The organism is Streptomyces sp. BBFR102, from assembly GCF_051397025.1.
GTDB lineage: Bacteria > Actinomycetota > Actinomycetes > Streptomycetales > Streptomycetaceae > Streptomyces.
Map to the genome: position 1 here is coordinate 619,913 of NZ_CP195757.1, position 17,740 is coordinate 637,652.

17 protein-coding genes are annotated in these 17,740 nt (G+C 74.1%); 3 read left to right on the forward strand and 14 right to left on the reverse strand.

The window, feature by feature from the left end:
• Positions 1-60: 60 nt before the first annotated feature.
• The 11 genes from ACSLIC_RS02860 to ACSLIC_RS02910 all read right to left on the reverse strand — a co-directional run bounded on the left by ACSLIC_RS02860 (position 61) and on the right by ACSLIC_RS02910 (position 13,282).
• Complete coding sequence (locus ACSLIC_RS02860; RefSeq protein ID WP_436736084.1) at positions 61-588, reverse strand: DUF402 domain-containing protein; 528 nt, start codon at positions 586-588, stop codon at positions 61-63.
• A gap of 42 nt (positions 589-630) precedes the next feature.
• Complete coding sequence (locus ACSLIC_RS02865; RefSeq protein WP_436736085.1) at positions 631-1,434, reverse strand: TrmH family RNA methyltransferase; 804 nt, start codon at positions 1,432-1,434, stop codon at positions 631-633.
• A 32-nt stretch (positions 1,435-1,466) separates the two neighbouring features.
• Positions 1,467-2,714: a uroporphyrinogen-III C-methyltransferase gene (gene cobA, locus ACSLIC_RS02870; protein WP_436736086.1), complete on the reverse strand. Its 1,248-nt coding sequence runs from the start codon at positions 2,712-2,714 to the stop codon at positions 1,467-1,469.
• Between the two features lie 192 nt (positions 2,715-2,906).
• Positions 2,907-6,203 (reverse strand): nicotinate-nucleotide--dimethylbenzimidazole phosphoribosyltransferase, encoded by a 3,297-nt coding sequence (gene cobT / locus ACSLIC_RS02875; RefSeq protein WP_436736087.1) that lies wholly within the window; start codon positions 6,201-6,203, stop codon positions 2,907-2,909.
• A gap of 322 nt (positions 6,204-6,525) precedes the next feature.
• On the reverse strand, positions 6,526-7,725 hold the full coding sequence (gene cbiE, locus ACSLIC_RS02880) for a precorrin-6y C5,15-methyltransferase (decarboxylating) subunit CbiE (protein ID WP_436736088.1): 1,200 nt from the start codon (positions 7,723-7,725) through the stop codon (positions 6,526-6,528).
• A gap of 135 nt (positions 7,726-7,860) precedes the next feature.
• The gene (locus tag ACSLIC_RS02885) at positions 7,861-8,499 is read right to left on the reverse strand and encodes a GNAT family N-acetyltransferase (RefSeq protein ID WP_008412485.1); all 639 of its coding nucleotides are present in this window, start codon (positions 8,497-8,499) and stop codon (positions 7,861-7,863) included.
• A 134-nt stretch (positions 8,500-8,633) separates the two neighbouring features.
• Entirely contained in the window at positions 8,634-9,467 is an 834-nt protein-coding gene (locus ACSLIC_RS02890) for a MetQ/NlpA family ABC transporter substrate-binding protein (protein ID WP_436736089.1), read from the reverse strand.
• 36 nt (positions 9,468-9,503) lie between these two features.
• Positions 9,504-10,337, reverse strand: coding sequence for a MetQ/NlpA family ABC transporter substrate-binding protein (locus ACSLIC_RS02895; RefSeq protein ID WP_436736090.1), 834 nt, complete (start codon positions 10,335-10,337; stop codon positions 9,504-9,506).
• Positions 10,338-10,410: 73 nt separating this feature from the next.
• Positions 10,411-11,175, reverse strand: coding sequence for a methionine ABC transporter permease (locus ACSLIC_RS02900; RefSeq protein ID WP_436736091.1), 765 nt, complete (start codon positions 11,173-11,175; stop codon positions 10,411-10,413).
• The gene (locus tag ACSLIC_RS02905) at positions 11,172-12,230 is read right to left on the reverse strand and encodes a methionine ABC transporter ATP-binding protein (RefSeq protein WP_436736092.1); all 1,059 of its coding nucleotides are present in this window, start codon (positions 12,228-12,230) and stop codon (positions 11,172-11,174) included. The genes ACSLIC_RS02900 and ACSLIC_RS02905 overlap by 4 nt, the downstream gene beginning before the upstream one ends.
• A 404-nt stretch (positions 12,231-12,634) precedes the next feature.
• Positions 12,635-13,282, reverse strand: coding sequence for an HAD-IA family hydrolase (locus tag ACSLIC_RS02910; protein WP_436736093.1), 648 nt, complete (start codon positions 13,280-13,282; stop codon positions 12,635-12,637).
• Positions 13,283-13,377: 95 nt separating this feature from the next.
• On the opposite strand from ACSLIC_RS02910, the gene ACSLIC_RS02915 reads away from it, so the two are divergent.
• Both ACSLIC_RS02915 and ACSLIC_RS02920 read left to right on the forward strand, forming a co-directional pair.
• Positions 13,378-13,737, forward strand: a complete 360-nt coding sequence (locus tag ACSLIC_RS02915; protein ID WP_359717338.1) for a hypothetical protein — start codon at positions 13,378-13,380, stop codon at positions 13,735-13,737.
• 2 nt (positions 13,738-13,739) lie between these two features.
• Positions 13,740-14,183, forward strand: a complete 444-nt coding sequence (locus tag ACSLIC_RS02920) for a hypothetical protein (RefSeq protein WP_436736094.1) — start codon at positions 13,740-13,742, stop codon at positions 14,181-14,183.
• Between the two features lie 81 nt (positions 14,184-14,264).
• Here ACSLIC_RS02920 and ACSLIC_RS02925 read toward each other — a convergent pair whose 3' ends face one another.
• The 3 genes from ACSLIC_RS02925 to ACSLIC_RS02935 form a co-directional block, all read right to left on the reverse strand.
• On the reverse strand, positions 14,265-14,768 hold the full coding sequence (locus ACSLIC_RS02925) for a GNAT family N-acetyltransferase (RefSeq protein ID WP_436740258.1): 504 nt from the start codon (positions 14,766-14,768) through the stop codon (positions 14,265-14,267).
• 37 nt (positions 14,769-14,805) lie between these two features.
• Entirely contained in the window at positions 14,806-15,357 is a 552-nt protein-coding gene (locus ACSLIC_RS02930) for an RNA polymerase sigma factor (RefSeq protein WP_436736095.1), read from the reverse strand.
• A gap of 132 nt (positions 15,358-15,489) precedes the next feature.
• Positions 15,490-16,671, reverse strand: coding sequence for a glycerophosphodiester phosphodiesterase (locus ACSLIC_RS02935; protein ID WP_436736096.1), 1,182 nt, complete (start codon positions 16,669-16,671; stop codon positions 15,490-15,492).
• 312 nt (positions 16,672-16,983) lie between these two features.
• On the opposite strand from ACSLIC_RS02935, the gene ACSLIC_RS02940 reads away from it, so the two are divergent.
• Positions 16,984-17,637 (forward strand): lysophospholipid acyltransferase family protein, encoded by a 654-nt coding sequence (locus tag ACSLIC_RS02940; RefSeq protein WP_436736097.1) that lies wholly within the window; start codon positions 16,984-16,986, stop codon positions 17,635-17,637.
• Positions 17,638-17,740: the final 103 nt, after the last annotated feature.

Genomic DNA, 17,740 nt, shown 5'->3' on the forward strand with positions numbered 1-17,740 from the left:
CGGCACACGCCGCTCCGGTCCCGCTGTTCCCGCCCTTGGCGGGGCGGGGCCGGAGCGGCGTCACGTTGCGGGTGCGACGAGGTCGAGCCAGAGGCCGTACGCCGAGGCGAAGGGTTCCGCGCCCGCACCGTGGCGGCGGCCCGCCTCGCGCAGCCACGCGCAGGCTCGGCGCGCCTCGGTGACGACCTGCTCGGGGTAGCCGAACCTCACCCGGTGCTCCTCGAACTCCTCCTCGTCCTCCACGTGCGCCCCGCCGCCGTGGGGCCGCACGACATCGAGGTCGAGGTCGGTCATGTGCACGACTGTCCGGTCGGGGTTCCACTCGGGGACGGTGCACACGTCGGCATACAGCTCGGGGCCGGGGGCCGCGCAGAAGGTCGCCGTCCACCACTGCCCTCGCGGGATCAGCACCACGTACGGGAAGCGGCTCGTCCACGCTCTCCGGACGGAACGGCCGACGGTGCCCTCCGGCGTTCCCAGCCACACGCCGTGCTCGTCCTCGCCGAGCCGTTCAGCCGTCCAGCGTGCGCTCAGGGTGCCGTCGAACTTCCGGACGTCGATCAGTACGGGGACTCTGCCTGTGGTCACCCCAGGAGACTGGCACGAAGGTGCCCGCCCGAAACGCGGTGCTCAGCCCCTTGTCGCGTAGAAGGCGACCGCCGAGGCGGCGGCGACGTTGAGCGAGTCGATCCCCGCGTCCATCGGGATGCGCACCCAGGTGTCGGCCGCCGCCAGGGCGCCCGGAGTGAGGCCGTCGCCCTCGGTGCCGAACATCAGGGCCAGCTTCTCGGGCCGACGAGCGGCCAGTTCGTCCAGGGTGACGGACCGCTCGCCGAGGCAGAAGGCGGCGGTCAGGAAGCCGTGGCGCCCGAAGAGCCCGGCGTCGGCGGGCCAGTGGGCCAGCCGGGTCCAGGGCAGCCGGAGGACGGCGCCCATCGAGACCTTGACCGACCGCCGGTAGAGCGGGTCGGCGCAGCGGGGGCTGAGCAGGACGGCGTCCACGCCCAGCGCGGCGGCGTTGCGGAAGGCGGCACCCACGTTGGCGTGGTCGACGATGTCCTCGAGAACGGCCACCCGGCGGGCGGTGGAGAGGATCTCGGCGGGGTCGGGCAGCGGCTTGCGCTCCATGGCCGCGAGGGCGCCCCGGTGCACGTGGTAGCCGGTGACCTGCTCCGCGAGGCCGGGGGTGACCAGGTGGACCGGGGCGTCGGCGGCCTCGACGACGTCGGCCATGACGCCGAGCCACTTCTCGGAGAGCAGCAGGGAGCGCATGGTGTAGCCGGCCTCGACGGCACGGCGGATGACCTTCTCGCCCTCGGCGATGAAGAGGCCCTCCGCCGGTTCGCGGCGCCGGCGCAGCGCGACGTCGGTGAGGTCGGTGTAGTCGTGCAGGCGCGGGTCATCGGGGTCGGTGACGGGCTGCGGTACGGCCATGGGGTGCGGACTCCCGTTCGGTGGCGGTCGCGTCAGGCGGTCGGGCCGACGCCCACGACCTCGCCGATGACGATGACGGCGGGCGGCCGCACCTCCTCGGCGCGGACGGTCTCCGCGACGGTGGCGAGGGTCGCGTCGACCCGCCGCTGGGCGGCCGTCGTGCCCTCCTGGACGAGGGCGACCCGGGTGCGCGGGTCGCGGCCGTGGGCGACGAGGGCCTCGGCGATGGCACCTATCTTGTCGACGCCCATCAGCACGACGAGGGTGCCGCGCAGCCGGGCGAGGGCCGCCCAGTCGACCAGCGAGCGCGGGTCACCGGGCGCGACGTGGCCACTGACCACGGTGAACTCGTGGGCGACGCCCCGGTGGGTGACCGGGACCCCGGCGGCCGAGGGGACGCTGATGGAGCTGGAGATGCCCGGCACCACGGTGCAGGCGATGCCGGCCTCGGCCAGCGCCTGCGCCTCCTCCATGCCGCGCCCGAAGACGAAGGGGTCACCGCCCTTGAGCCGCACCACCCTCTTGCCGGCCTCGGCGTGCTCGACGAGGGCCGCGTTGATCGCCTCCTGCGCCATGAACCGGCCGTAGGGGATCTTCGCCGCGTCGATCACCTCGACGTGGGGGGGCAGTTCGGCGAGCAGGTCGCGGGGGCCGAGCCGGTCGGCGATGACCACGTCGGCCTCGGCGAGCAGACGGCGTCCGCGCACGGTGATGAGGTCGGGGTCGCCGGGGCCGCCGCCGACCAGGGCGACCCGTGGCGCGGTGTCCTCGGCGCGGGCGGTGCGGCGGGCCGCGAGCAGGGTGCCGTCGCTGAGCCCGTCGACCACGGCGTCACGGACGGCCGCGGTGTAGCGCGGGTCGCGGCGGTCGGTGTCGCGGGTGAGGACGGCGACGGTGACCCCGGCGCTGCGGCCGGTGGCCGGGGTCCAGGCGGTGGCGGCCTCGGCGTCGTCGGCGCGTACGCACCAGACGCGGTGTGCCTCGCCCTCGGCGGACGCGGCGGTGTTGGCCTCGGGGTCGCTGGTGGCGATCAGGGCGTACCAGGCGTCGGCGAGGTCGCCGGGGCGGTAGCCGCGGCGCTCCCAGATGATCTCGCCGGCGTCGGCCATGGCCTCGACGGAGGCGGTGGCCGAGGGCGAGACGAGCAGGACGTCGGCGCCGGCGGCGACGAGCCCGGGAAGCCGCCGCTGGGCCACCTGGCCGCCACCGAGGACGACGACGCGCCGCCCGGCCAGGCGGAGTCCGACGGGATACGCGGGGTGGTCGGCGGGATGGGCCATGGCGGTGCGGCTCCTGGGGACGGGCAGGCGGGAGGAGGGCCACTGCGACGGCGGAGCGGCGAACGACGCGCGGGGCCCGCGCGGGGGCGCTGTCGGCCTCCACGATACGGCGGGGACCGGGGCGGGCGGGCCCCGGCCCTGGTGGGGAGAGCCGCGGCGGCCGCCCTGCCCGGTGGCGGGCGGCCGCGTGGCTCACTTCTCGGTGACGCCGGCCGAGTCGAAGGTGGCGACCTCGTGCATGGCGCGGGCGGCGCTCTGCACGATCGGCAGGGCGAGCAGGGCGCCGGTGCCCTCGCCGAGGCGCAGGTCGAGGTCGACCAGCGGGCGCAGGCCCAGCTTGTTGAGGGCGGCGACGTGGCCCGGTTCGGCGCTGCGGTGCCCGGCGATGCAGGCGGCGAGCACCTCGGGGGCGATGGCGCGGGCGACCAGGGCGGCGGCCCCGGCGCTGACCCCGTCGAGGATGACGGGGGTGCGCAGGCTGGCGCCGCCCAGCAGGAGCCCGGCCATGGCGGCGTGCTCCAGGCCACCGACGGCCGCGAGCACGCCGATCGGGTCGGCCGGGTCCGGGCGGTGCAGTTCGAGGGCGCGCCGGACCACTTCGGTCTTGCGGGCCAGCGTCTCGTCGTTGATGCCGGTGCCGCGGCCGGTGACCTCGGCCGGGTCGACACCGGTGTAGACGGAGATGAGGGCGGCGGACGCCGTGGTGTTGGCGATGCCCATCTCGCCGGTGAGCAGTGCCTTGTTCCCGGCGGCGACCAGGTCGCGGGCGGTCTCGATGCCGACCTCGATGGCCGCCTTGACCTCCTCGCGGGTGAGGGCGGGGCCGGTGGTCATGTCGGCGGTGCCGGGGCGGACCTTGCGGGGCAGCAGGCCCGGGGTGGCGGGCAGTTCGGTGGCGACGCCCACGTCGATGACGCAGACCTCGGCGCCGACCTGGGCGGCGAAGGCGTTGCAGACCGCGCCGCCGCCGAGGAAGTTGGCGACCATCTGCCCGGTCACCTCCTGCGGCCAGGGGGTGACGCCCTGGGCGTGCACGCCGTGGTCCCCGGCGAAGACCGCGACGGCCGCGGGCTCGGGGACGGGCGGCGGGCACTTCCGGGAGAGTCCGCTGAGCTGGGCGGAGATGATCTCCAGCATGCCGAGGGCACCGGCGGGCTTGGTCATCCGCTTCTGCCGCTCCCACGCCTCGCCGAGCGCCTTGGCGTCCAGCGGGCGGATGTTGGCGACGGTCTCCCCGAGGAGGTCGTGCGGTTCCTCGCCGGGCAGCGCGCGGCGGCCGTACGTCTCCTCGTGGACGACCCAGGACAGGGGGCGCCGCTTGGACCAGCCGGCCTGCATCAGTTCAGGCTCCTCGGGGAACTCGTCGACGTAGCCGACGCACAGGTAGGCGACGACCTCAAGGTGGTCGGGGAGGCCCAGCTCGCGGACCATCTCCCGCTCGTCGAAGAAGCTGACCCAGCCCACGCCCAGGCCCTCGGCGCGGGCGGCGAGCCAGAGGTTCTCGACGGCGAGGGCCGAGGAGTACGGGGCCATCTGCGGCTGCGTGTGCCGGCCGAGGGTGTGGCGACCGCCCCGGGTCGGGTCGGCGGTGACGACGATGTTGACCGGCGTGTCGAGGATGGCCTCGATCTTCAGTTCCTTGAACTGCTTGGCACGGCCCTTGGGCAGCGAGGTGGCGTACGCCTCGCGCTGACGCTCGGCCAGTTCGTGCATGGCCCGCCGGGTGTCGGCGGAGCGGATGACGACGAAGTCCCAGGGCTGGGAGTGGCCGACGCTGGGCGCGGTGTGCGCGGCCTCCAGGACCCGCAGCAGCACGTCGTGCGGGATCGGGTCCGAGCGGAAGCCGTTGCGGATGTCGCGCCGTTCGCGCATCACGCGCAGCACGGCGTCCCGCTCGGCCTCGGCGTACCCGGGGGCCGCGGGGCGGGGCGCTTCTTCCTGCGGGACCTCGCCGGGCACCTCGGCTGCCGCCTCCTCGGGCACGGCCTCCTGGCCGGACGCGTCCGGGAGAGGGCTCTCCTCGGGGTGCTCGGCCTGGGGGGCGGCGAGAGCCACGGCCTCGGGCGCGACGGCCTCGGTCTCCGGAGCTGCGGTCTGCTCCTCGGCGGCCTCGGGGAAGGTTTCTGCGGGTGTCCCGGTCCCGGCGGCGGCCCGGCCTTCGGCGGGCGCGGCCTCGGCCGTCTCGTCGGCCGCCGGCACCTGCTCGGTCTCCTTCGGCGCCGCGGGGGTCTCCACCGCGGCCCGGCTCTCCGTGGGCTCCTCGGCCGCCGTGGGCTGGACCGTGTGGGCCTCGGGGACGGCCTGCTCCGGAGCGGTCTCCTCGGGGGCGGAGGCGGTCTCGGCCTCCGCCTGCGCGGGCACTCCCGCCGGAGGCGCCCCCCACTCGGACGTGGTCCCGGGCGCGAGGTGGCCGTCGGTCGGCACGGCACCGGGGACGGCGACGAACTGCCCCAGGGAGGCGTCGGCGGCCGGGGGCTGCGTGGGTTCGGCCACGGGGTCCTCCTCGACGGTCGCCGCCTGCGGGCTGCCGGACTCGCCCGCCTCGGCGTCCGGTACGGCACCGGTGCGCTGCCCGGGAAGGTCCACCGGAGCGGCGGGGTCCTGCTCGGCGGGGGCGTGCGGCGGCTCGGTCGGAGCGGGGGCCTCAGTCGCGCTCCCGGGCTGGCCGGTGGGCGCGTGCTCCGGCACACCGGAGGCGTCCTGGCAGGTGGCGGTGGAGGCCGCGGGTGCCTCCGGGAAGGGCTGTGCCTCGGTGGGCGGGGCCGGGTCCGCGGGCGGCTGGGCCTCCGGCTGCGCGGGCAGGGGTGTGTGGCCGGAGTGGTCCGGGGCGTAGGTGGGGCCGACGGGGGCCGCGTCGCCGTACGAGGCGTGCTGCCCGGAGTTCCAGGAGGCGTCCTGGCCGCCGGTCCAGGCCGGGCCGGGCTGGTCGAGGTACTCGGGGCCGGCGGTGGCCGGGCCCGCGTGCCGGGCGGGCGCCGGGTGGGCGGCGGGCCCCCGGTCGGCGAGGGAGCGCACCTGGCTGCCGCTGGTGCCGCCGGGGACGGGCGGGCCCATGTGGAGCGGGCGGCGCGGCGGCGCTACGGAGGCGGTCTCGGCGGCGCGGACGGCGGAGACGTCGACGGCGCCGCTGTCCCGGCCCGCGCGCTCGTGCGCGCCGGCCTCGTGGGCCTGGACGTCGGCGTACGGCGGCTGCGGCTCGGCGGCGGGCACCTGGCCGGTGGCGTACGGCTGCCCCTCTGCGGGGTACGGCTGTTCGTGCCCCGTGACGTACTGCCCGGTGGCGTGCTGCTGTCCCTCGGCGGCCGGGACCTGGCCGGTGGACCACTCGGATGCCGGGTACTCGCTCCAGGCTCCCTGGGCGCTGGGCATGAGGAGTTCGTCCTCGCCCCGCCGGGGGGCGTGCGTGGTCCCGGAGACGGAGCCCTGCTGCGGCACCGCACCCGCGTTGCCCGGGAAATCCTCACCCGGAATCTGGCCGGTGTCGGTCATGCGTACCCCTCGCCCATGTGCGTAACTCTCCTGACGGCCCTGCCCCGGCGGACGCGGCCCGTGGCACCGTCCGCCCGTCGTTCAACGAGCGGCCGTGCCGCGCGGCACGTACCGGACGGGCAGCGGCTGCTGCCCGCCGGCGCCGCGACGGTCGGGCGCCGTGGCCCGCTGCGGGGTGCGCCACGTCGCGCGCCCCCCGGTCTGTCCTACCGCGACCTGCCCGGGCCGATGCCCCTTGTCCGGACATCACCGGAGGAAGCGCCACGGGCCCACATGCGGTACAACGATCCGCCAGCCTACCGCGCGCCGCGTACGGGGCCCGTCACGGGGCGCGGTCGGGGAGCTCTCCGGAGAGCAGGAAGACCACGGCCCGCCCGCGCTCGGTCCAGGTGTCGGTCGTCAACTCCACCGACTGGAGCAGGGAACAGGAGACCCGGTAGCCGTGGGCGGCCAGGTCGCGGCCGACGCGTTCGGCCGCGTCCCTGGTGGAGGCGTGGGTGACCAGGCGCGCGGGGCGCCGGTCGGCGACGGCCAAGACCACCTCGGGTCCGCCGCCGCCGACCCGGACCACGTCGGGCTCGGGCAGGTCCTCCAGGACGTGCGGGGCGCTGCCGTGGACCGTCTGGAGCTGGACGCCGTCGCGCCGCGCGGCCTCGGCGGTGCGCTCGCAGGCGGCGCGGTCGGCGTCGACGGCGATGACGGCGGCCCCGAACAGGGCGGCGTCGACGGCGAGCGCCCCCGACCCGCAGCCGATGTCCCAGACCAGGTCGCCGGGGCGCGGCCCGAGCAGGGCCAGTTGGCAGGCGCGCAGCCGCTGCCCCTCGCCCTCGTGGCCCCCTGAGCCGGGCAGGGCCCAGCCGCGGCGGTTGCGGGTGAGGTCGCGGCCGGCCCGCCAGCCGCCGTCGGGGCTCTGGGCGGAGGTGCCGCCGACCACCAGGACGATGTTGGGGTCGCGCCAACTGTGGTCGGCGGCCCGGTCGGAGGTGACGACGGTGACCTGCTCGCGGTCGGTGCCCAGTTCCTCGCAGATGACGAAGGTGCGGTGGATGACGCCGAGCAGCAGGCCGAGTTCGGCGGGTCCGGCACCGGGCGAGGTGAGCACGGCGACCTTGGTGTGGGCGCGGCAGACGTTGACCGCTCGGCGCAGGGTGCGGCGGTGGGCGACGACGACCTCGGCGTCGTCCCAGGGCATCCCGGCGCGGGCGAAGGCGGTGGCGACCAGGGAGACGGCGGGGACGACCTCGACCTCCAGGCCGTGTTCGGGGGCGCGCAGGGCGCGGACCACGCCGAAGAAGCCGGGGTCGCCGTCGGCCAGGACGACAGCGGTGCCGCGGTGGGCGGCGATCCGCCGGGCGGCGAGGTGGACGGAGCCCAGGCGCACCTGTTCGGCGCGGGCGGGGACGTCGGGCAGGGCGAGGTGGTGAGCGGCGCCGGCCACCAGGGTGGCGGCGGCGAGCGCGGAGCGGGCCGCCGAGGTCAGGGGGGTGCCGTCCCAGCCGATCACCGTGACCCGGTCGGCCATCGTCGTCTGTCTCCTGTGGTCTGCGCCGAGGCGCTGGTGGGGGCGTGCGGAGGTGGTGCCGCCCGGCGGACTGAGGGTGCAGGGTACCGGGGGCCGACGACGGCCCGGGCGGGGGCTGCGGCGCGGGAGCGGGGGTCAGTTCCAGTCGGAGTAGGCCGGGTAGCCGCCGGACTCGGCGAGTTGTTCGCCGACCCCTTCGAGGTCCTCGGGGAGCAGGCTCCACACGATCAGGTCGGTGCGGAACTCGGCCCAGCTGCCGTCCTCGGTGCGGGTCCGCGCTATCCGGGCGCCGCGCAGCACGCCCTCGCTGATGCAGCCGGTCTTCTGGGCGACCTGCTGGGCGGCGGTGTTCCCGGCGGCGGTGCGCATCTCCAGGCGTTCGAAGCGCTGGTCGCCGAAGAGCCACTGGGCCAGGGCGACGACGGCCTCGCAGGCGTACCCCTCGCCGCGGGCCCAGGGCGCGACGACGCAGGAGAGTTCGGCGGAGCGGACGCGGCGGTCGACGTGTCGCAGGTGGACGGTGCCGACCAGGCGCTGGGTGAGGAACTCGGTGACGGCCAGGACGATGCCGCGCCCGCGCAGCCGCTCGGCGGGGGCGGCCCGGGTGATCCAGTCGTGGGCGTCACCCTCGGTGTAGGGGTGCGGGGCGGTGGTCCAGGCGGTGACGAGTTCGTCGTTCATCATCTCGGTGAACGGGGGGATGTCCGCCACTTCCAGGGGGCGCAGCACCAGCCGTTCGGTGCTGAGGGAGATGTCCGGGAAGGTGGTTGTCATGCGCCGCTCTCCGTAACCTTCTGGGCCTGGCCGAGTGCCCAGCATGCAGCATCGAGGCCGTCGGACGCACCACGGGGTCGCGCTCCTTCGAGGGGAGGACGACGGCCGTGGTGCGGCCGGCGGGTGAGGGCGGGTCAGCCGGCGGAGGCCGGGATGACGGAGCCCTTGTACGTGTCCTCGATGAACTTCTTCACCTCGGGCGAGGTGAGGAGCTCCGCGAGCTTCTTGACCCGCGGGTCGTTCTCGTTGCCCTTCTTGACGGCGAGGACGTTGTTGTACGGGTTGTCCTCGGCCCTCTCCAGGAGGATGGCGTCCTCGCGGGGGCTGAGGCCCGCGTCGAGGGCGAAGTTGTTGTTGATGGCGGCGGCGTCGACGTCGCTGAGGGACCGCGGGAGCTGGGCGGGGTCCAGCTCCTTGATGGTGATCTTCTTGGGGTTCCTCGCGATGTCGGAGGGGCCGGCGTCGGCGCCCGCGCCCTTCTTCAGCTCGATGAGCCCTTCCCCGGCGAGGAGGTTGAGGGCGCGGCCCTCGTTGGTGACGTCGTTGGGCACCGCCACGGTGGCGCCCCGGGGCAGATCGGCGAGGTCCTCGACCTTCTCGGAGTAGACCCCGGTCGGCGGCAGGTAGATCTCGTCGAGCGCGACCAGCTCGGTGCCCTTGGACTGGTTGAACTCGTCCAGGTAGGGCTTGTGCTGGTAGAGGTTGGCGTCGAGGGTCCCCTCCTGGAGGGCGGTGTTCGGCAGGACGTAGTCCGTGAACTCCTTGACGTCCAGGTCGAGCCCGGCGTCCTTCGCCAGGTTCTTCTCGACGTACTGGAGGATCTCTCCGGCCGGGGTGGGGGTGGCTCCGACGACCAGGGGGCCTTCGGCGCCGGACGCGTCGTCGGAGCCGGAGCCCGAGCCGCACGCGGTGAGGGCCAGGCCCAGGGTGAGGGCGCCCGCCACGGCGGCGAGCAGGTTCTTGCGCATGGTGCTGTCTCGCTCTCTCGCTTACCGCTGCGGGGCTCAGAAGGCCGGGATGACGGAGCCCTTGAACTCGTCCTCGATGAACTTCTTCACCTCGGGCGAGTGGAGCAGCTCGACGAGCTTCTTGACGCGCGGGTCCTTCTCCGCGCCCTCCTTGACCACCAGGAGGTTGGTGTACGGGTTGCCCTCGGCCTTCTCCAGGACCAGGGAGTCGTCCTGGGGGCTGAGGTCGGCCTCGACGGCGTAGTTGCCGTTGACTACCGCGGCGTCCACGTCGTCCAGGGAACGCGGCACCTGCGCGGCCTCCAGTTCCTTGAACTGGAGGTCCTTCGGGTTCTTCGCGATGTCCTTGGGGGTCGCGGCCTCGCCTGCGTCCTTCTTCAGTTCGATGATGCCCTCGTCGGCGAGGAGTTGGAGGGCGCGCGCCTCGTTGGTGGTGTCGTTGGGCAGGGCGACGGTGGCGCCCTTCTTGAGGCCGCCGGCGCTCTTGATCTTGTTCGAGTAGAGGCCGAGCGGTTCCAGGTGGACCGGGGCCAGCGACGTGAGGTGGGTGCCGTTCTTCTTCTGGAAGTCGTCCAGGTAGGGCTGGTGCTGGAAGAAGTTGGCGTCGACCGAGCCGTCCTCGGTGGCGGTGTTCGGCAGGACGTAGTCCGTGAACTCCTTGACGTCCAGGTCGAGCCCGGCGTCCTTCGCCAGGTTCTCCTTGACGTAGTCGAGGATGACGGCGTGCGGCGTGGGGCTGGCCGCGACGGTCAGCGGACCGTCCTTGTCGCCGGAGGCGGAGTCGGACTCGGAGCCGCCGCAGGCGGAGAGGCCGAGGGCGAGCGCGCCGGTGGCGAGGAAGGCGGTGGTGATCTTCAGGTTCTTACGCACGACAAGTGCCTCTTTCCGGGTGGTCGGCCTCGCCCTTAGAACAAGGGGTCACGGGCCGGGGTGGTGCGGTGGGTCAGGAAGCCTTGGTGACTTCCGGTTCGGTGCCGGTCCGCGCTTGCGCGCCGGCGGCCGGGGTGCGGTCGCGGAGGAACCGGAGCCGGGGGGCGGCGCCGGAACGGCCGCCGCGGCGGTGCAGGCCACGGGCGGCGAAGTCACCCGCGAACTGGATCAGGGAGATGACGACGGCCAGGATCGCGACGGTGATCCACATCAGGCCGGACTCGAAGCGCTGGTAGCCGTAGCGGATGGCGATGTCGCCGAGGCCGCCGGCCCCGACGGTGCCGGCCATCGCCGAGTAGCCGATGAGGGTCACGACGGTGGTGGTGACACCGGCGATCATCGACGGCAGCGACTCGGGGACCAGGACCTTGCGGACCACGGTCCAGGTCGAGCCGCCCATCGACTGCACCGCCTCGACCAGTCCGGAGTCCACCTCGCGTACCGAGGTCTCCACGAGCCGGGCGAAGAACGGGATGGCGCCGATGGCCAGCGGCACGATGGCCGCCTCACGGCCGATGGTGGTGCCGGTGATCCAGCGGGTGAAACCCATCAGCGCGACCATCAGGATGATGAACGGCATCGAACGCGCGATGTTCACGATCTGCCCGATGACCTTGTTGGCCACCGAGTTCTGGAGCAGCCCGCCCCGGTCGGTGAGGACCAGCAGGATGCCCAGCGGCAGGCCGAGCAGGACGGCGATGACGGTGGACCAGCCGACCATGTACAGCGTGTCCCAGCTCGCCTGCTCCAGCAGGGGCCGCATCTCGGACCAGGTCACTTGGCATCTTCCTTCACCAGGGCGGGGGCGGCGTCGGCGGCCGGCAGGGCCGCCTCGGCCGCGTTCTCGACGTGCAGGCCCCGCTCGCGCAGGAAGCCGATCGGCACGACGTTGTCCTCGTAGCGGCCGGGCAGTTCGATCCGCATCCGGCCGACCTGGCGTCCGGCCACGGTGTCCATGGCGGCGCCGAGGATCGAGATGTCGATGTTGTACGTACGGGAGAGCTGCGAGATGACCGGCCGGGAGGTCGACTCACCGAGGAAGGTGACGTCGAGGACGGTCCGCTCGGCGCCGCCGGTCTCGCCGCTCACCGGGAAGAGGGCGGAGGCGAGCTGCGAGCCGGGGGTGGCGAGCAGTTCGGGGACGGTGCCGGACTCGATGATCCGGCCCCGCTCCATCAGCGCGGCGGAGTCGCAGATGGACTTGACCACGTCCATCTCGTGGGTGATCAGCAGCACGGTGAGGCCGAGCTGCCGCCCGAGGTCGCGCAGGAGCTGGAGGATGGAGCGGGTGGTCTCCGGGTCGAGGGCGCTGGTGGCCTCGTCGGAGAGGAGGACCTTGGGGTCCCCGGCGAGGGCGCGGGCGATGCCGACCCGCTGCTTCTGGCCGCCGGAGAGCTGTGCCGGGTACGCCCCGGCCTTGTCGGCGAGGCCGACCAGGTCGAGGAGTTCGAGCGCCTTGCGGGTGCGCTCGGCACCGCAGTGGCCGAGGATCTCCAGCGGCAGCTCGACGTTGTCCCGCACGGTACGGGTCGACAGCAGGTTGAAGTGCTGGAAGACCATGCCGATGCGGCTGCGGGCGCGGCGCAGGTCGCGGCCGGCGCGGTTGCCGCGCCCGGCGAGTGCGGTGAGGTCGGTGCCGTCGACCGTGACCGTCCCGGAGGTGGGGCGCTCCAGGAGGTTGATGCAGCGGATCAGGGAGGACTTGCCGGCACCGCTCTGGCCGATGACGCCGTACACCTCGCCTTCGCGCACCGTGAGGTCGACGTGGTCGACGGCGGTGACCTCTCGGCCCCGGGTGCGGTAGGTCTTGGTCAGTCCCGATGTGGTGATCACAGGGGTATCCATCACTGTCGTGTGCGCGGCGGCGCGTACGCCGGACGCGGGGGCATTCGTGGGGAACGCGGCACGGTCCGGGGCGCGGCCAAGCCGCGTGGGGGACCGTGTGCGGTGGGGTGGGCGCGCGCGGTGTCCGGCCCGCTGCGGGGCCTGGGACGGGCGTGGCGTCTCAGCCGTCTCGCTTCGGGGCGCGAGGAGATGCGGCAGGGGCCCTCAGAAGGCGCGCATTCGGCCGTCGCGCAGACAACGAGCACCGGGCGCGGTGATCGCCTCGGTCGCGGGTACGCGGCTGCTCGTCGTGGTCATGCGGACCAGTAAAGCAGACAAGCAGACCGCCGCAGGCCCGGCTGTCCACATGCCGGACAGCCGTGGACAACACCCGGACCACCAAGCGGAGTCAGTCAGTCCGCTATCAGGATTTCCAGCGACCCCCCGTTGACCTGCACGGACACCGCGGTCAGGTCGGCCACCACGGCGTCGGCGGTCAGCTCCGCCGCCGGGTGCGATGTGGTCAAGGCCACGGTCCGCATACCCGCCGCCCGGCCGGAGGCGAGCCCGGCCGGGGCGTCCTCGAAGACCACGCACCGCTCGGGTGCGACACCGAGGCGGGCGGCGGCCAGCAGGAAGGGCTCCGGGTCGGGCTTGCCCCGGGTGATGTCGTCGGCGGCGATCACGGTGGCCGGACGGATGCCGACGGCGGCGAGCCTGGCCTCGGCGAGACGGCGGCTGGCGGAGGTGACCACCGCCCAGCGGTCGGCGGCGAGCGAGCCGAGCAGGCCGAGGGCGCCGGGCACCGGCTCGACGCCCTCCCCGACGGCCGCCATCTCCAGTTCCTCGATGCGGGCGACGGCGGTGGCCACCCCGGCGGCCGGCACGAGGTCGGCGACGATCTCGGCGGAGGGCCTGCCGTGCATCGGGACCCCGGCGAAGTCGGCGGCGGTCAGCCCCGCCTCCTCAGCCCACCGGGTCCAGCACCGCAGCGCGGAGTCCACGGAGGAGACGAGGGTTCCGTCGTTGTCGAACAGCAGGGCGTCGGCTTCGATCTTCATGCTGCCCGACTGTACGACCGGCTCCAGGCCGGCCGCGGGGGTGCGGGGGTGGGCCGCCGACGGCGGGTGAAATGGCCCGTAATAGGGTTCGCCGCATGCTGGATGCCCTGACGATCGCGACCGCGGTCTGCGCGCTGCTGCTCGCCGCCTGGTGCGGACTGGCGTTCGCCCGCCACGAACCGACCAAGGACTGGCACTTCATCGGCATGGCGGTGGTGTCGCTGCTGGCCGTCGCCCAGCTGGTGGTCGGTGTGGTGCAACTGGCCCGAGGCCGGTCGCCGGAGCAGGGCACCGTGCTCTTCGTCTCGTACCTGCTGGGTGCCGCCGCCTGCGTCCCGGCCGCCGGGTTCATGTCACTGGCCGAGCGGACCCGCTGGGGCTCGATGACGGTCCTGGCCGGCGGCGTGGTCCTCGCCGTCCTCCAGGTGCGGCTCTACGACATCTGGGGAGGCTGAGGATGAGCGAGACACGACACGTCCCGGAGGGCACCGGGCAGCCGGCCGCCGCACCGCCCCGCCGCAAGCTGGTCGAGGGCCCCGGCACGCTGCTGGTGTGGGTCTACGGCGTCATGGTGGTCGGCGCCGTCTCGCGGTCGGCCTACCAGATCGCGACCGAGTTCGACCGGGCCCCGCTGGCGTACACGCTCTCGGCGGCGGCGGCGGTGGTGTACGCCTTCATCACCTACACGCTGGCCCGCGGCGGCGAGCGCGCCCGGGTGGCGGCGCTGGTCTGCTGCGCGGTGGAGCTGGCCGGCGTGGTGCTGGTCGGGATCTGGACGCTGGCCGACCCCTCGGCCTTCCCGGACTCCACGGTCTGGTCGGAGTTCGGCCGGGGCTACCTCTTCATCCCCGTGATCCTGCCGGTGACCGGCATCCTGTGGCTGCGGCGGCCGCGCGCCTGAGCCGCGCCGTGTCGCCCCGGGCGGCCCGTCTCCTCGCCGGAGGCGGGCCGCCCGCGTGTCCGGGGCGGCCCCCGGCCGCCGTCAGGCGCTGGCGGCGTACTCCTGCCCGGTCCGCGCGGCCTTCTCCAGTACGACCTGCTGGACGCCGTCGACCGTGGTGTCCCCCACCGCGGCGTATCCGGCGCGCCGGTAGAGCCGGAGGTTGAGGTCGCTGCGGTGACCGGTGTGCAGCCTGAGGCGGCTGGCGCCCCGCTCGGTGGTCAGGGCGCGCTCCACGGCGAACAGCAGCCGCGCGCCGAGCCCGTGCCGCTGGAGGCGGGGATGGACGCAGAGTTTGCCGATCCGCGCGGTGCCGTCGCCGTCCACGGTGCCGGTGACCGCGCCGACCACCTCCTCGCCGAGGCGGGCCACGAAGACGCAGTCCCGGCCCACCGAGGCCCGGACCGAGTCGAGGGGCTCCACCAGAGCCTCGATGCGGTAGTTGCCGTACCGCTCGGCCTCGCTCTGGAAGCACAGGTACTGCAGCCGGAAGATCTGCTCGGCGTCGCTCTCCCGCGCCGCAGCCACGGTCACACTCATGCCCATGTGCGCATGCCTCTCGCTCACCTGTTCCGCCGGTTGTCTATCGCTCCATTCCCCCCGGGCCAGGAGCTCCAACCTCCGTCGCGAGCATTCTGCGCAGGCATCCAAGGCAACGGGAACGCTCCGGCCCCACGCTGCCTTGTGAGATACCCAACGCTCCTGCGATTTCACGGTACGTGAGGTCGCGGCCGGAGAGCAGGGCGACGACCAGGCCACGGCAGCGGGGGGTGAGCGCGTCGACCGCCCGGCGGAACTCGGCGGCGGCCTCCCGGCTCAGGACCCGGCTCTCGGGGCACCCGGCGGGGCCGGTGGCCAGCGGCCTCGGCCGCCTCTGCGCGACCGCCTCGCGCCGCAGGGCCTCCAGGGCCGCCCTCGCCTCGCTGCGCACGGCGGCGAGCAGGCCGGGACCGGGGTCGGCGGGCGGGCCCAGGGTCCGGGCCCCTTCCAGCAGCCGCAGCCAGGCGGCCTGTTCGAGATCGGCGGCGTCCAGCCCGGTCAGCACGGCCTCCGCGGCCGCCGCCCGGGCCAGCGGCGGCCGGAGCGCGGCGTAGGTGTCGCGGGTCAGCCACCCGGCGGGGTCGGTCTTCGTCATGCCCGGCGTGACGAGGCGGCCGCCCGGTAAGTTGCCCCGGACGGTCACCTGTCACTCCGTTTGGTGACACCCGGCGCACGCCAGTGACGCGCAGGGGGCGCGTACGGCTACGGGGCGGCGCGGGCGGTGCAGTCAGCGCCGCCGGTGCTCGGCGGCGGCGAGCAGCGCGGTGTCGCACTGGTCGGAGAAGATGCCGTCGATCCCGGTCCCGAGATAGGCGCGGAAGGCACCGAAGGCGTCGCCGTAGGCGTTCGGGTCGGTGCCTCGGCGGAACTCCGCGGGCAGGAACTGGTTCTCGTTGCGCATCGTGTACGGGTGCAGGAGCAGCCCCTTGGCGTGCGCGTCGGCGACCAGCGTCGAGGGCGTGCCGAGGCTGCCGTCGGCTCGGCGCGGGATGACCAGGTCGAGGGTGGGGCCGATGCCCACGGCGTACCGGGCGATCTCCTTCAGCCCGGCCGGGGTGATGAGATCGGCGACGGTGCGCGGATCGCCGGACTCGACGAAGTCCCAGGGGCGTTCGTCGGCGGCGGAGAGCAGGACGACGCCGGGGGTGCCGACGAGCCGGTGGAGCCGGTGGATGCTGGTCGGCTCGAAGGACTGGACGAACAGCGGCGAGGTGGCGCGGTCACGGCGGTACTCGCGCAGCAGCTCGGCCAGCGGCTCCTCCAGGCCGAGGCCGAGCGAACGGAAGTAGGTGGGGTGCTTGGTCTCCACGTGCAGCCAGACGGGCGCGCCGCGCTCCTCGCCCGCCTTGTCGGCCCACCGCAGCACCTCCTCGAAGGTGGGGACGTCCCACCGGCCGTTGTAGAGGGTGCTGTGCTGCCGGGTGCCGGGGATGCGCTCGGTGGCGCGCAGCGTCTTCAGTTCGGCGAGGGTGAAGTCCTCGGTGAACCAGCCGGTCAGCTCCACCCCGTCGATGGACTTGGTGGCCTTGCGGTCGGCGAACTCGGGGTGGTCGGCGACGTCGGTGGTGGCGGTGATGTCGTTCTCGTGACGGCATACGAGGTGGCCGTCCTTGGTGGGCACCAGGTCCTGCTCGACGATGTGGGCGCCCAGGTCGAGGGCGAGCCGGTAGGCGCCGAGGGTGTGTTCGGGCCGGTAGCCGCTGGCGCCGCGGTGGGCGATGACCGTCGGGGACGGCAGGTCGCGGAAGGAGCCGGGGCGCCTCCCCGCGGCCGCCTCGGCGGGTCCCGCCGCCTGCGCGGCCCGCGGCAGGCCGAGGGCGAGGCCCGCGGCGGAGGCGACGGTGGCGCCGAGCAGGGCGCGGCGCGGGGCGCCGGCGGCGGGGGGCTGTCCGGAGGAGGACTTCGGCATGGAGCGACTCCGTTTCACTGGGTGTCCCGAACCTGACAAGGCGGCTCGATGGTAGGGGCGCTCCGCCTGCCCGCGGGAGACCCTGGGCCGAACGGCGGACCGACACAGGTCAACCCTGCGTATCGGGTTCATCAACCCGATGTGCGTGCCGCGGCGGACCGCGAGTATCGTCCTCACCTGCGTGGTTCCGTGCCGGGTGACCGCCTGGCCCGCCGCGCCGGGCCCCGCCGCCCCCGGGCGGCGGCGGGCGTTCGCGCCGACCTGCCAAGCCAACCCGAGCCATCGGAGGGCCACTTGTCCAGCCTCGCGTTCATGAGGGCCACCCTCGGCCCCGTCCTGCGCCTGATGTTCCGGCCGCAGGTGGAGGGGGCGGAGAACATTCCCGGCACCGGGCCGGTCATTCTGGCCGGAAACCACCTCACCTTCGTCGACTCGCTGATCCTTCCGGTCTGCTGCGAGCGGCCGGTCTACTTCATCGGCAAGGACGAGTACGTGACGGGCAAGGGGATCAAGGGCCGGGCCATGGCCTGGTTCTTCCGGGGCGCGGGGATGATCCCGGTGGACCGGGACGGAGGACGCGGCGGGGTGGCGGCGCTGATGACCGGCCGCCGGGTGCTGGAGGAGGGCAAGGTCTTCTCCATCTATCCGGAGGGCACCCGCTCCCCCGACGGCCGGCTCTACCGGGGCCGCACCGGCATCGCCCGCCTCACCCTGATGACCGGCGCGCCCGTGGTGCCGTTCGCCGTCATCGGCACGGACAAGATCCAGCCGGGCGGCAAGGGCATGCCGCGCCCCGGCAAGGTCACCGTCCGCTTCGGCGAGCCGATGGAGTTCTCCCGCTACGACGGCATGGACCGCGACCGGTACGTCCTGCGCGCCGTCACCGACTCGGTGATGACCGAGGTCATGCGGCTCTCCGGACAGGAGTACGTGGACATGTACGCGACCAAAGCGAAGGCTGCCTGACCTTCCGGCAGGCTCGGGCGGTCTGAGGCCGGCCGCTCCCGGGGAACCGGCCGCCCGCCGAACACGTGAGAGGGGCCCCGCTCGGCGGAGGCCCCTCTCACGT

Coding starts and splice junctions, on each gene's coding strand:
- ACSLIC_RS02885 (WP_008412485.1), bottom strand. CDS start 8,499: ATGACAACCACCTTCCCGGACATCTCCCTCAGCACCGAACGGCTGGTG.
- ACSLIC_RS02930 (WP_436736095.1), bottom strand. CDS start 15,357: ATGACGAAGACCGACCCCGCCGGGTGGCTGACCCGCGACACCTACGCC.
- cbiE (WP_436736088.1), bottom strand. CDS start 7,725: ATGGCCGACCGGGTCACGGTGATCGGCTGGGACGGCACCCCCCTGACC.
- ACSLIC_RS02915 (WP_359717338.1), top strand. CDS start 13,378: ATGCTGGATGCCCTGACGATCGCGACCGCGGTCTGCGCGCTGCTGCTC.
- cobT (WP_436736087.1), bottom strand. CDS start 6,203: ATGACCGACACCGGCCAGATTCCGGGTGAGGATTTCCCGGGCAACGCG.
- ACSLIC_RS02925 (WP_436740258.1), bottom strand. CDS start 14,768: ATGGGCATGAGTGTGACCGTGGCTGCGGCGCGGGAGAGCGACGCCGAG.
- ACSLIC_RS02865 (WP_436736085.1), bottom strand. CDS start 1,434: ATGGCCGTACCGCAGCCCGTCACCGACCCCGATGACCCGCGCCTGCAC.
- cobA (WP_436736086.1), bottom strand. CDS start 2,714: ATGGCCCATCCCGCCGACCACCCCGCGTATCCCGTCGGACTCCGCCTG.
- ACSLIC_RS02910 (WP_436736093.1), bottom strand. CDS start 13,282: ATGAAGATCGAAGCCGACGCCCTGCTGTTCGACAACGACGGAACCCTC.
- ACSLIC_RS02935 (WP_436736096.1), bottom strand. CDS start 16,671: ATGCCGAAGTCCTCCTCCGGACAGCCCCCCGCCGCCGGCGCCCCGCGC.
- ACSLIC_RS02940 (WP_436736097.1), top strand. CDS start 16,984: ATGAGGGCCACCCTCGGCCCCGTCCTGCGCCTGATGTTCCGGCCGCAG.
- ACSLIC_RS02920 (WP_436736094.1), top strand. CDS start 13,740: ATGAGCGAGACACGACACGTCCCGGAGGGCACCGGGCAGCCGGCCGCC.
- ACSLIC_RS02890 (WP_436736089.1), bottom strand. CDS start 9,467: ATGCGCAAGAACCTGCTCGCCGCCGTGGCGGGCGCCCTCACCCTGGGC.